The 13514-nt window shown below is 43.8% G+C and carries 12 protein-coding genes; 4 read left to right on the top strand and 8 right to left on the bottom strand.

What is annotated here, in order from left to right; all coding sequences use genetic code 11:
• Positions 1–72 precede the first annotated feature (72 nt).
• The 3 genes from B2575_RS09850 (at position 73) to B2575_RS09860 (ending at position 2266) form a co-directional block, all read left to right on the top strand.
• Positions 73–669, top strand: a complete 597-nt coding sequence (locus B2575_RS09850; RefSeq protein ID WP_296241694.1) for a DUF6231 family protein — start codon at positions 73–75, stop codon at positions 667–669.
• Between the two features lie 156 nt (positions 670–825).
• The gene (pal, locus tag B2575_RS09855) at positions 826–1344 is read left to right on the top strand and encodes a peptidoglycan-associated lipoprotein Pal (RefSeq protein ID WP_055124946.1); all 519 of its coding nucleotides are present in this window, start codon (positions 826–828) and stop codon (positions 1342–1344) included.
• A gap of 121 nt (positions 1345–1465) precedes the next feature.
• Positions 1466–2266 carry a 4'-phosphopantetheinyl transferase superfamily protein gene (locus B2575_RS09860; protein ID WP_201553911.1) on the top strand — a complete coding sequence of 267 codons (801 nt, stop codon included), beginning with the start codon at positions 1466–1468 and terminating at the stop codon, positions 2264–2266.
• A gap of 119 nt (positions 2267–2385) precedes the next feature.
• Here B2575_RS09860 and B2575_RS09865 read toward each other — a convergent pair whose 3' ends face one another.
• Positions 2386–3279 (bottom strand): hypothetical protein, encoded by an 894-nt coding sequence (locus tag B2575_RS09865; RefSeq protein ID WP_296241699.1) that lies wholly within the window; start codon positions 3277–3279, stop codon positions 2386–2388.
• A 628-nt stretch (positions 3280–3907) separates the two neighbouring features.
• On the opposite strand from B2575_RS09865, the gene B2575_RS09870 reads away from it, so the two are divergent.
• On the top strand, positions 3908–4666 hold the full coding sequence (locus B2575_RS09870) for an IclR family transcriptional regulator (protein WP_045446365.1): 759 nt from the start codon (positions 3908–3910) through the stop codon (positions 4664–4666).
• A 75-nt stretch (positions 4667–4741) separates the two neighbouring features.
• On the opposite strand, the gene mmsB is transcribed toward B2575_RS09870, so the two are convergent.
• The 7 genes from mmsB to B2575_RS09905 all read right to left on the bottom strand — a co-directional run.
• Positions 4742–5686 (bottom strand): 3-hydroxyisobutyrate dehydrogenase, encoded by a 945-nt coding sequence (gene mmsB / locus B2575_RS09875; protein ID WP_201553919.1) that lies wholly within the window; start codon positions 5684–5686, stop codon positions 4742–4744.
• Positions 5687–5809: 123 nt separating this feature from the next.
• Positions 5810–7039: an enoyl-CoA hydratase/isomerase family protein gene (locus B2575_RS09880; RefSeq protein WP_201553921.1), complete on the bottom strand. Its 1230-nt coding sequence runs from the start codon at positions 7037–7039 to the stop codon at positions 5810–5812.
• Between the two features lie 59 nt (positions 7040–7098).
• Positions 7099–7881 carry an enoyl-CoA hydratase gene (locus B2575_RS09885; RefSeq protein ID WP_201553923.1) on the bottom strand — a complete coding sequence of 261 codons (783 nt, stop codon included), beginning with the start codon at positions 7879–7881 and terminating at the stop codon, positions 7099–7101.
• 81 nt (positions 7882–7962) lie between these two features.
• Positions 7963–9123: an acyl-CoA dehydrogenase family protein gene (locus tag B2575_RS09890; RefSeq protein WP_296241711.1), complete on the bottom strand. Its 1161-nt coding sequence runs from the start codon at positions 9121–9123 to the stop codon at positions 7963–7965.
• Between the two features lie 63 nt (positions 9124–9186).
• Positions 9187–10671 (bottom strand): CoA-acylating methylmalonate-semialdehyde dehydrogenase, encoded by a 1485-nt coding sequence (locus tag B2575_RS09895; RefSeq protein WP_201553935.1) that lies wholly within the window; start codon positions 10669–10671, stop codon positions 9187–9189.
• 360 nt (positions 10672–11031) lie between these two features.
• Positions 11032–13086 (bottom strand): propionate--CoA ligase, encoded by a 2055-nt coding sequence (locus B2575_RS09900; protein ID WP_296241714.1) that lies wholly within the window; start codon positions 13084–13086, stop codon positions 11032–11034.
• A gap of 203 nt (positions 13087–13289) precedes the next feature.
• Positions 13290–13514 (bottom strand): AMP-binding enzyme (locus B2575_RS09905; protein ID WP_414707431.1); only part of this gene is annotated, 225 nt, incomplete at its 5' end.

A 13514-nucleotide genomic window follows, 5' to 3' on the forward strand; every position in this document is an offset into this window, starting at 1 on the left:
ATACTTTTTAGAACACCACCAAATGATTTAATAGGGTCACTGATGACCAATACTCGATAAACGGCCTATTATATGATAAAGCAAACTACCAGTCGCTCAGACATTACGTTACCATTACTGATAGATTACGTTGAGGCTCTTTTGCCCTCACTAACCATACAAGCGAACGTATCCACAACGATTGAGTCTACTAATAATGACACTGAGTTGCTGTGGGTCGTCCCAGATCAAAATGCGCGGTTAGCATTAAAGACACTGCTAAAAAATACCCGCTCACCACAAATATCGACATTATTAGAGCTCAATCAACGACAATTGCCTGAACGTTATGAGCTCGCCTGTTTTTGGTTGCCCACACTTTCACCAGAGTTGCTGCAGCAGTATATTCCGCTGCTCATGCGCTATCGAGATCTTTATGCGGCACACCTACTCATCGCACTTGATGACACCCTAGATCTAAAAGCTTATGGCTTTACCCCCTTTGATATCTTGAATGAGCCAACTTTAGAGATGAATACTACTGACCAGACAGAGCAGCCTTTATCGGCAAAGTCATCAGCGTCCGCTAGACTTTGGCAGTTCAATTTATATGATTATAAACAGCTGCCAAATTGGTTAAATGCGGATTATTGGGCCAATCCTGAAAATTGGGGCAAGCACCGCTGGTAGTGGATCTCATATCTATCTGTAAATTCTAGCATTATTTACAGTAATACTACTTACATAAAGTAACATTTAGTATATGATAGATAGCAATTGCCTAAGTTTTATCGTAAGCAGTTCAAAAAAAACAATTTTAATTAATTAAAATTTTAGGAGCTCATTATGTCAACCAGTTTTTCTAAGATCGCAGCCCTCGCTGTATTATCAAGCGCTGTGGCACTAACCACAGGTTGTGCGACCAAACGTGCTACTTCGGAAGTCGTGGTTGCCCCGCTAGGTATCCCAGGTGGTCAAGTTGGATACACTGGCGCAGTCATCGTAGATAACTCAAGCGCGGTTATTATGGGCGCAGAAAACCTACAGGCAGTTGTTTACTTTGCTTTTGATAGCAGCGAAATTACTTCACAAGCAGCAAGCATTCTTAATCAACATGCCAGCTTGCTCAACTCAAATCCAGCAGCCAGCGTTGTTATCGCAGGTAATACTGATGATCGTGGTAGCCGTGAATACAACATGGCACTAGGTGAGCGCCGTGCTGCAGCAGCACGTGATTACCTTGCTACTCAAGGCGTCGCAGTAAACAATATCCGCATCATCAGCTATGGTGAAGAGCGCCCTGCTGCGGCTGGTAATACTGAAGAAGCTTATGCACTAAATCGCCGTGCTGAACTGTCTTACTAAAACCAGTAAAACCAATCACAGTCGATAAAGCTCAATATATTTTATAATTGAAAGCCCAGCAATAATATATCGCTGGGCTTTTTGCATATTACTAAGCGAACGAATCCAATAGACATAATCAATGATGCCAAGCTCTATCTTAAACCTGACCCATGTCCAATATACCCAGCTCGATCCTGCAACGTGGTGCGCCACTGCACAAGTAAGCGAGCGTTCATTCCTCAACTTCAAAAGACTGTGGGATGAATTACTGTTGTCATCCGCTAACAATATATCGCAAGTAGATTTTCAGAAAATTTATGAGCTTAATTGGCATTATCGCCTGTCACCAGTAAGTTTATCAACACGTGAAATGGCGCAGCGTCAACGTCAATTACAACGCAAAGGCGTTCGATTATTGCTACAACAGTTACTGAGTGAGCTAAAGTTGCGCGATACTCTGGATGAGTCAAATTTCCCGTATCGGCTTAGCAGCAGTGAATATTACGTATGCTTTAGTCATACAGGCAGCAAGAATCATGATATTAATCAAAATACCGTTCAGACAATCAATACATCATTGAACAGTAAAGTAACCGTGGTCATTAGTCGTCACCGTCCCATTGGTATTGATATTGAAACCAATCATGTAGCATGGCACGTAGCGCAGCGGTTTTATTCTGAGCATGAAATGGCTGCTTTACAAGCATTATCCCCACTTCAGCGTAAGATTATCGCTAAATTACTGTGGCAAATAAAAGAAAGTTTTATCAAAATTCATCAATACAAACTGGCACAAGGGTTAGGAGTAGATTATTCCTACCTGATTGCTGATTTGATTCATGCTATTAAAGAACCCTCATCTTTAATGGTCATAGCAGACATTAAGTCCGATTACCGTATCGCGGTATTGTCAGCGCAACAAACCATCGTTATCTTCTAGACCATTTACACCTGTTATTCATTCTAACAACTACCCTTTCACAGACAAAAAAAACGACCCTAAAAAGGATCGTTTTTTCTTGCTCTTCTTCTAATAACAGTACTTAAACTGTGATTAGATTAGAAACGGTAAGTTGCACCAAGCTTAACAATTGGCATCCACTCAAGATAGTCTTTATCTTCAAGCTCACGCTCAGCAAGTTTAGCAACTTGACCAGCATTTAAGCCTGAATCTACACCACCTGGAGTAACACCATTATCAATATTCACATTTCTTTCTGGGTCAACTGCATTTACAGTCGCGTTAGTTTTACCCATATAGGCTGCGCCGATTTCGCCGAATACACCCCAGTTGTTACCGATGTTAGGACGGAAACCGATAGTACCATAAGGTGCTAGTTTGTTACGATGTTCCATAGTACCTTGTAAAGAACCTACACCGTTTTCGCCATCAGCAACAAACGTTCTATCGTTAATTTTGTATACGCCGCCATCTGGATTAGCAGTTACGTCGATGTCGTTGTCAGGTACGATGATACCAGCACCCATTGTAAACCAGTTACCAGTAGGACGTAATTGCACACCTAGGTATGGGTTGCTGAAGTCAGAATCAACGTCATAGTTTACGTCGTTTGCGTCAAAGTCACCGCCGAATAGGTCAGCAACATCGCCACCTGCCCAACCAGCTTGTAATTCAGTTTTCTCATTTAGTGACCAACCGATGTTAGCACCATAACCTAGTGTACCAACTTCAGCGCTAACAGAAGCTGGGTTGATAGCAGTTTGGAAGAAAGTCTTAGTACTACCAACAACAGCACCAGTAGTGTTGCGAACGATACCAGCGTCAGCATTGTATGCATAAGCAACAGGCTCAGCTTCATATGCAACAGCAACAGGCTCAGCTTCATACACAACTGCATCGTTACCATCAACAACGATAACAGGTTCAGCAGCTAGTGCAGCAGTTGACGCTAAAACGGCAGCAGAAATTGCTGTTAATTTAATAAGTCTCATAAATACTCTCCTAAAGTGTGGAATAAGTCGCCCATAAAAAATGACAATTTAGCTTTTTTTAAATCGATCATTTTGTTGAGCAGATTAAAACAATTTTGGCCGGAAAAGTCACCCCTCTAGGAGCGCTTTTTATTTGCCGTTATGTAAAGATTGCATAGATATTGTAATAATTACTACACCAATCCGCAAAACTTCGACTTTCTGTTACACAATACTCTTAAAGTAACTCAACAGCGCAAACATGAATATTGGTTAGCTTAATCTTCATGTAAGGATATTACAAAATATGTCATTATAATGACCTACCCATTTATTTAACTCAATGACAGTTATATAGCTTATTACTACAGTTTGTTGTATTTTGTGAGTTGGTGTAGTAATTATTGCTTTTAGAAAACTTTTCAGAAAAATAAAGCATTAGTATAAATTTCAATGTCGTATGACTGTGTGACGTTAGTATGGATGCATTTAGTATTGGCATATAAAGTAACTAGATCTTGTCTAAGCTTGATATTATGCTAAATTAGAGAATAGGAAAATTTGTCGCAAGGCTGCGTATTTACTTTTATCTGTTAATGCCTTGTTGTATTTCCTACTGTATTCTTTTTATTCTTATTGAGCCACTCATATGCCTAAAGTATCGTCGATTACCCGTGTGTTAGAGATTATCGAGGCGGTGTCTTATGCCTCAAAACCGCTCTCGCCACTTGAGCTATCGCAAGAGCTTGATATTCCAAAGCCGACCATTCATCGATTGATTCAAAATCTGCTCGATGAAGGATTCGTGACTGTGGATATTGGCGGCGGTATTATACCGGGCAAGCGAGTACGAAACTTGGGTGTTGAGCTTTGGCAGCAGCGATTGTTCTTTAATGAGCGACAAATGATTTTGCAAAAGCTGGTTGATGAGCTAAAAGAGACCTGCGGGATCGGTGTGCCTTATCAGATGAACATGATCTATACCAACCGTGCAAATACGACATTGCCGATACAGATTTATTTGCCAGTGGGCGCAAAGTCGCCCATGTGGTGTACAGCGACTGGCAAGCTGTATTTAAGTCAGTTGCCGCGCACAAGCCGCGACAAAATACTGCAAAACCTGTCATTGGATAAGTTTACCAAAAATACGATTACCGATATCGATGCGCTAAACGCTGAGCTTGATCGTATCGCTGAAACAGGTATTGGTATCGATAATGAAGAGTTTATCTCTGAGATGGTGGCAATCGCCGTACCGATACGGGATAGAAAGTCGCGCTACCTTGCCTCGCTGTATCTTCATGCACCGACCATAAGAGTGTCTTTAGATGATCTCTTAACCCATGTCCCACGACTGCAAAAAGCAGCGAAAGATATTCAGTCTCTCGTCTATGACCTACCCAGCTAGATGATGCAATATAAGCAAAAAAAAGGTCTGCATTAAGATACTAATGCAGACCTTTTTCATAGGTACTTTGATAATTTAAGTCAATACAGAGCTGTCGTGTCGCGCCATAATGCTTGAGAAATCTCTATCACCATTCTCGACAGTATGTGCAGCATAAAGCTCAGTCGCTTTAGCGCCCATCGGCGTCTCTACATGAGTATCTTCAGCGGTCTGCATGGCAAGGTTAAGATCCTTTTGCATGAGCTTACTCATAAATCCGCCTTGATAGCCATTGCTAGAAGGAACGTTTTCCATGACTTTCGGATAAGGGTTATAGACTTCTAGTGTCCAGTTACGCCCTGAGCTTTGCAGCATAATATCTGATAGCACTTTGGGGTCTAAGCCGTTCTTGACGCCTAGATTAATCGCCTCTGCCGTCCCTGCCATCAAAATACCTAACAGCATATTGTTGCAAATTTTTGCCACTTGTCCTGCGCCATGCTCGCCTGCATGAAAGATATTTTTACCCATCACAGCCAGTATCGGCTCAGCTTTGGCAAAGGCATCAGTGCTGCCACCGACTATAAAGGTTAACGTACCAGCGATAGCACCGCCCGTACCACCAGAGACTGGGGCATCTAAGAAGTCTATGCCAAGCTTACTTGCCGCCTCTGCCACCAACCTTGCATCAGCCGCTGCAATGGTACTGCTGTCAATCACCAATGTGCCCTGTGGTAACTCTGCAAGTAGACCGTCAGCGCCATTATCTCCTAAATAGACAGAATGGACGTGCTTGCCAGCAGGCAACATACTGATAACGACCTGTGCATGACGTGCAGCATCTTTAGGACTGTCTGCTACACTGGCACCTGCTTGCTGCAAGCGCTCAGTTGCTTCTGCGGATAAATCATAAACCGAGAGCGGGTAACCTGCTTTTAACAAGTTCTCTGCCATTGGTGCGCCCATATTACCAAGCCCAATAAAAGCAATATTTGGCTTAGTAGTATCGTTATCGGTGGCATTTACATCCTTTGTATTCATCTCATCATTCCTTGATGGTTAGTATTAATCATGCGCGCAGGCGTTGCTACACATATAGCTGTAAACTATTTAATGGAGTGTAATTTTAATTTGATGTCTATATTGAATTGATAAATTCAATTTTTAACGCACAGACTGACTGCCTAAAGCCTCATCACCCAACCAATCGCCTAACGGATGCTCATCTTTAGCATAAGGATTCACAAAGTGCTGCTGTATGTACGCCTGCCCTTCGCTACTCAAGCAGTCTGCTAGTGAGCGTGACCACTGTGGATTACGATCTTTATCAATGAGCAGCGCACGTACCCCTTCTTTAAAGTCAGGATTGGCGGCACAATGTACGGCTACATTGGCTTCTAAATACAGAACTTGCTCTAGTGATAAGTCAGTGACTTTATAATAAAGCGCATAAGTTAAAGCAGCGGTAACTGGACAGCCATGGCGATAAGTATCTATTGCTCGCTGCGTCCAGCTATCATTGGCAAACTCTGTATCTATTTTTGCGAGTGCCGCATCACTTTGTAATAAAGCATCGATATCACCCAGTCCGCCGCTGTTCATCAACTGCTGAATAGATTGCCAATGGATTGCCAATTTACTAGCAGGCAACTCGGCAATTGGTTGCGCTGCAAGCACACGGCTAACGATACTATGAGCACTATTGTTATCGCATTTATCGGTACGACTAGCGGCAACCTGCCAATCACTCTGTTTTAAACTTTGTATGACGGCATCATAGTCACTACTGGCGACGGGATACTCTGCAAGATTGGCTAATAGCGCATCATTGCCATTACACATCGCGCCCGTCAACCCTAAGAACAAGCCCGTCTTAGCTGGCATACGCTGCAAAAACCAACTGCCAGAAGCATCAGGGAACAGCCCAATAGTCACTTCTGGCATGGCAAATCTCGTGCGCTCTGTGACCAAGCGGTGACTACAACCTGCCATCAAGCCCATGCCGCCACCCATGATAATACCGTCACCCCAGAGTATTAATGGTTTAGAATAAAAGTGCATCTGCCGATAAAGACGATATTCATGACCAAAAAATTCTGTCGCGTAAGGATTCGGTAGCGGTGCATCACTAGACATACTGTCATAAAGCTTACGAATATCACCGCCAGCACAAAACGCCTTATCGCCTGCGCCTTTTAATAGCAATGCCACCACTTGCTCATCACCTTGCCACTGCTCTAGTTGCTGCGATAACAATTGACACATCTCAACGCTAAGCGCATTAAGAGACTTTGGCATATTTAACGTCATTATCCCAATTAAATGACCACAATCTGTCGCTTCAGTGTTGAATAATACCGGCGCGTCTGGTGTGCCTTCTATAGCTGTTGTCATAAAAGTGACCTACAAATATTAAAAGAAAAATAGTATCATTAAGTTTGATTTTATGGCGTTTATTTATTTTGCCAAGTGGGTTTGCGCTTCTCTAAGAACGCTTGCACGCCTTCACGCTGATCTTTGGTATCAAATAATTTAACAAAGGCTTCACGCTCATGGATAAGGTTTTGTGCAGGTGGCGTATTTCTAGCAGCTTGAATAAGTGTTTTGGAATAACTGACCGCAACTGGTGATTGTTTAGCGACTTTTTGTGCTAGTGCTTGTGCTGCTAATAAACCGTCACCTTTTATAGCAACTTCTTCGACTAAGCCAATGCGTAGTGCAGTCTGGGCATCGACACGCTCACCGCATAATATCATACGCTTTGCCCAGCCTTCACCTACTAAAGCTGTTAGATTTTGCGTACCACCAGCACACGGCAATAAGCCCACACCAGTCTCAGGCAATGCCATTTGCGCATGCGCTTCTGCGATACGGATATCACAAGCGAGTGCGCACTCAAGACCACCACCCATCGCATAACCATTGATAACCGCGATACTGACACCGCGATAGGCTGACAGTGCCTCAAACGCTTCACCAAAGGCTATCGCCATACTGATCGCACGACCTTTATCGCCATCTGCAAAATTATTTAAATCAGCGCCCGCTGAAAAGAACTTCTCGCCATCGCCATGGACGATTAACGCATAAACATCATCATTGGTATTGAGATCAGTGACCAGCTGCTTAAGCGCCTGTAGACTGCCCATCGTCCACGTATGAGCAGGTGGGTTGTTCAATGTTAGCGTTGCAGTATGACCATCAATCGATAGTTTTAAGTTGGTATAATCCGTCATGAAATATCCTTGTTATAATTTTTTATAAAATTGTTTTATCCATACATTCGAATAGGCAAACTATCTATTTATATAAAGTGGTTAACGCAGCTGACTTAACGCATCATCTTGTAAGAGCTGACGCGAGACAATCACGCGCATAATCTCATTGGTACCTTCTAAAATTTGATGCACACGCAAATCTCGCACATGACGCTCAAGCGGATACTCATTGAGATAGCCGTAACCACCATGCAGCTGTAAGGCTTCGTTGGCGACATCAAAACACAAGTCAGTAGACAAACGCTTTGCCATCGCACAATAAGTAGAGGCTTGAACATCGTTATTATCGACTTTGCTCGCCGCTAAATAAAGCATTTGCCTTGCGGTAATGGTTTGGGTCAGCATATCGGCAAGCTTAAACTGTACTGACTGTAAGCTAGCAATCGGACTGCCAAACTGACTGCGCTCTTGTACATAATTGGTCGCTGTCTCAAGCGCCGCTTGCGCAGTACCTACTGCACAGACACCAATATTAATCCGCCCGCCATCTAGCCCTTTCATGGCAATACGAAAACCTTGGCCTTCCTCGCCAATGAGGTTTTCTACTGGCACTTTGACGTCTTTAAAGCTAATCGTCCGTGTCGGCTGTGCTTTCCAGCCCATTTTATGCTCGTTTTTGCCGTATTCGATACCAGCACTGTCTGCATCAACGACGAATGCTGAAATCCCCTTTGGACCTGTAGCGCCCGTACGTGCCATAACCACTAACACATCGGTTGAGCCTGCGCCTGAGATAAAGGTTTTTTCACCTGTAAGCAGGTAATGATCACCTTGCTTATCGGCTTTGGTACGCAGTGATGCGGCATCAGAACCGGCATTAGGTTCTGTCAGACAATAACTGCCCAGCCATTCACCACTAACCATATTTGGCAAATATTTTTTGCACAATGCATCACTGCCAAACTCGCCAATCATCCAGCCAGCCATGTTATGAATGCTCATATAAGCAGCAATAGCCGTATCACCCCATGCCAGCTCCTCAAACACCATCGCAGAATCTAGACGCGGCAGACCCAAACCATCATAGTCAGGATTGGTATATAACCCTAAAAAGCCGAGCTCGCCTGATTTTTTAATCACATCAATTGGGAAGTGTGAGGTGCGATCCCATTCAGCGGCATTGGGCTTTAGCTCTTTTTGTGCAAACTGTCTAGCAGTTTGGCGAAAGGCAATTTGGTCATCGGTCAATGAAAAATCCATGGGGTCATCCTTGTGCTGAATAGAGTGTATTAAAGCGTCAATGCAAATATAGGTGATTCAGCGTTAAATTGAAATAGTCGTATTAACACCGCGACTTGCTTCATCATCAAACCAGCGCGCCGTAACCGTCTTGGTTTGGGTATAAAATTGCACCGCCTGCTTACCATAAGGACCCAAATCACCAAGCTTACTAGCGCGTGAGCCTGAAAACGAGAACATTGGTAGTGGCACAGGAATCGGCAAGTTAATACCAATTTGACCGACTTGGATATCTTGTTGGAATTTATGCGCCGCAGCCCCTGATTGAGTAAAGATAGCCGTACCATTACCATGCGGATTGGCATTGAGTAGCTCAATCGCTTCATCTAAGCTATTGGCACGCATGATACACAGGACTGGTCCAAAGATTTCTTCTTTATAGATTTGCATATCCGCAGTAACATTATCAAAGATAGTCGGTCCTACGAAGTTACCCTTCTCATAGCCCTCAACCGTAATACCGCGACCATCAAGTATCAAGCTCGCCCCTTCTTCTACCCCTGTGCCAATCAAATGCTCAACACGCGCTTTTGCGGCAGGAGAAATAAGGGGACCCAAATCTTTATCATGCTTACCAGCTGAGACGATTAAACCTTCTGCTTTGGCCTTGATATCATCAATCCACTCACCTGCAGCACCGACCAATACTACAACCGATAGCGCCATACAACGTTGACCAGCAGCACCAAAGGCAGCACCTGCTAGCTGATTCAGCGTTTGCTCTTTATTGGCATCCGGCAAGATAACGCCATGGTTTTTTGCGCCCATCATACACTGTGCGCGCTTACCTGACTGACTGGCACGCTCATAAACGTGTTTGCCGACATTGGTCGAACCAACAAATGAGACAGCCTTAATATCTGGGTGGTCACAAATGGCATCAACGGTCGCCTTGCCGCCATGTACGACATTTAGCACGCCTTCAGGTACGCCCGCTTCTATTGCCAGTTCAACCAAACGCATGGTCACCATCGGATCTTGTTCAGATGGTTTTAGGATAAAAGTATTGCCCGTCGCAATCGCCATTGGGAACATCCACAGTGGAATCATCGCTGGAAAGTTAAATGGCGTGATGCCTGCACAGACACCAAGTGGCTGCCAAATACTGTAAGTATCGACGCCTGAAGCGACGTTTTCAACGAAGTCGCCTATTTGTAAATTGGCAATACCAGCAGCATGCTCAACCACTTCTAAACCACGGAACACATCACCGCGTGCATCAGCAATAGTCTTGCCCTGCTCTGCGGTCAAGATCTCTGCTAATTCATCCATATGGTCGCGAATCAGCGCCTGATACTTTAAAAAGATACGCGCACGAGTGGTAATCGGTGTTTTGCGCCACGTTTGAAAAGCGGCTTGAGCAGCAGCGACCGCTTGATTTATTTCATCGTCAGTAGTTTGCGGAACTTTAGCAATGACTTCTTGCGTGGCAGGATCGGTGATATCAATCCATTCGCTGGTATTAGAATCAACAAATTGACCATTGATGAGCTGCTTGACGTGGTGCATAAGATATCCTTATCTTGTTTGCGAGACTACCCTTTAACGGTGTCTTAATATTCAAAAAGAGAGAAAAAATGATGAGCTTTTATCGATCAAACGTAATTTATAAAATGATTTATTTCGTATCGTTATTGACTATACCAATAAACCATTTTTAGGGTCAAGCGCTTTGTCAAAATTTTATCTGAGTTTATGTTAACGAAAAAAACTTTATGTAAGGTATATTTTCAGTTTGAGCGAAAGCGACTAAGTAGTGATAAAAATGAAGAGACGCCTTAAATTGAAAACAAAAAAGCCCATGATTGTGCATGAGCTTTTTTTCAATATTAACGTTAGATGGCTTTTTTCAATTAATACGCCATCGTATTAGTAGTCTTTCATAGACTGCTTAATCGCCTCAATCGCTGTTGGATTATCAAGCGTTGACATATCTCCTGTTTCGTTGCCTTCTGCTAGAGCACGAATGGCTCGACGTAAGATTTTGCCAGAGCGCGTTTTTGGTAGCGCTTGCGGAAAATAAATTGCCGCTGGCCTTGCGATACCACCGAGGGATTTGACCACAGCACCGATGACCTGCTGCTCAATACGGAAACGATTTTCGGTGGTCGTGACTTGTTCATGATCTCTCAGCACACAAAAAGCTATCGGCAACTCTCCTTTCAATTCATCATGAATACCCACAACCGCACATTCTGCCATTTCTGGATGCGTGCTAATCGCCTCTTCAATTTCTTGCGTGCCAATACGATGACCGGCGACGTTAATCACATCGTCAGTGCGCCCTAAGATATAAAAATAACCTTCCTCATCAGTCACGGCATAGTCTGAGGTTGAATATTGCTTGCCATCAAACAGACCAAAATAACTGCTAATAAAGCGTTCGTCATTTCGCCATACCGTGGTCAGACAACCGGGCGGCAATGGTGCACGAATCGCGAGCAGTCCTTTTTCGCCAGCTTTACAAGGTTCGCCTGTTTCTTCATTAATGACATGCGCATCATAACCATACATGGGATAACCGGGTGAGCCTTGCTTGTGCGGCTTATGATTGAATTTGGGCGTGTTACTTAGAATGGGCCAGCCAGACTCTGTTTGCCAATAATGGTCTAAAATTGGCACACCTAAATGCTTAGTCAGCCAATTGGCTGTCGATTCATCCAGTGGTTCACCTGCCAAAAAGAAGGATTTTACGCTGGAGACATCATAGCGTGTCATCCATGTCTCATCTTGTTTTTTCAGCATACGGACACCCGTTGGTGCCGTGAATAAAATATTGACCTTGTTTGCTTCGACAATTCGCCACCAGATACCGGGGTTTGGGCGATGCGGCAGACCTTCATACATCACACTCGTCATGCCCGCCAGCAATGGTGCGTAAATGGTGTAAGAATGCCCAACCGCCCAGCCGATATCTGATATCGCCCAAAATGTCTCGCCCGCCTTGCCATCGTAGATATAGTCCATCGACGTCGTTAACGCAACCGCGTGACCACCTGTATCACGTTGCACGCCTTTTGGCGTACCCGTAGTGCCTGAGGTATAAAGTAAATATGATGGCGTATTTGACTCAAGCCAAACTGGCTCGACAATCGCATTGGCTTCACAGCTGATACGGCGCTGGGTTGCATAATCAACATCAATATTTTTTGGCTCAAATGGTAAAATGCCACGATTGATGACCAATACATGCTCGGGCTTAACCGTTGCTTGCTCGACCCCTTGATTGACAAGATTTTTATAATTAATAACTTTACCGCCACGCAAACCTGCATCCACCGTGATGACCATTTTTGCTTCGGCATCATCCATACGAATGGCTAAGTTATGAGCCGCAAATCCACCAAATACCACAGAATGTACCGCACCGATACGAGCGCAAGCCAACATGGCATAAGCGGCTTCTAGAATCATCGGCATGTAAATGACGACACGATCGCCCTTGCCAATACCATGACGCTGTAGCACATCGGCAAAATAATTGACTTCTTTATATAGGTCATTATAGGTCAGACGACGTTTGGTATAGTCCGTGTAAAGCTCGACGTTATTACCCAAGTCTTTAAACGCATCGACGACTGCAGGAAAGGTTTCTATTAACTCTTGGTTAATCTCTGATGACAGCCAGATAAAAGCGTCCTGTTCTGCACGTTCTGCAAGATGGCGATCCACACAGTTATAGCAAAGATTGGTCTCGCCGCCGACGAACCACTTAGCAAACGGCAGATTGCTGTCATCAAGGATTTGTTCAGGGTCTTTATGCCAATAGATACGCTTTGCTTGCTCTGCCCAAAACTGCTCTTTATTTTCAATAGAAGACTGATAAATCTCAGCAAAAGTTTGAGTGGTATTAGATAACGCTTGAGAAGTCTGAGCTTGCTCTGGCGATTGGTTGGTCACTGAAGTGGCGGTTTGCTCGCTCATAATAGCTGTCCTTAGCATAAATGATGGGTAATACGATGTAATATTGTCTAATAATGTCATAGTAAAGATTGGCTATCCCTGCCAGCTATCTCTAATAGAACAAAAAACCGATACACTACGTATCGGTTTAAAATGTAGCAGAGCTAACAATAAAGGTCAACTATTAAGCCAGTTATCTGCTCAATAGTTAAGCCACTTTAAGCCTATACCTCAGTTTGATCAGCATACATCTCACGCATCACTTTTTTGTCATGTTTACCAACAGAAGTCTTTGGTAGCTCATTGACGAACTTAAATTGACTTGGCACACCATATTTCGGAATAATACCCCGCTCTACGGCTTTCTCGGCGATGGCTTTGATATCATCAACGCTCGTGTCTTGAGCATTAGGTTTTAACACAATCAAGGCCAATGGACGCTCACCCCA

It is taken from the genome of Psychrobacter sp. UBA6739, from assembly GCF_002453835.1.
Taxonomy (GTDB): Bacteria; Pseudomonadota; Gammaproteobacteria; order Pseudomonadales; family Moraxellaceae; genus Psychrobacter; species Psychrobacter immobilis_A.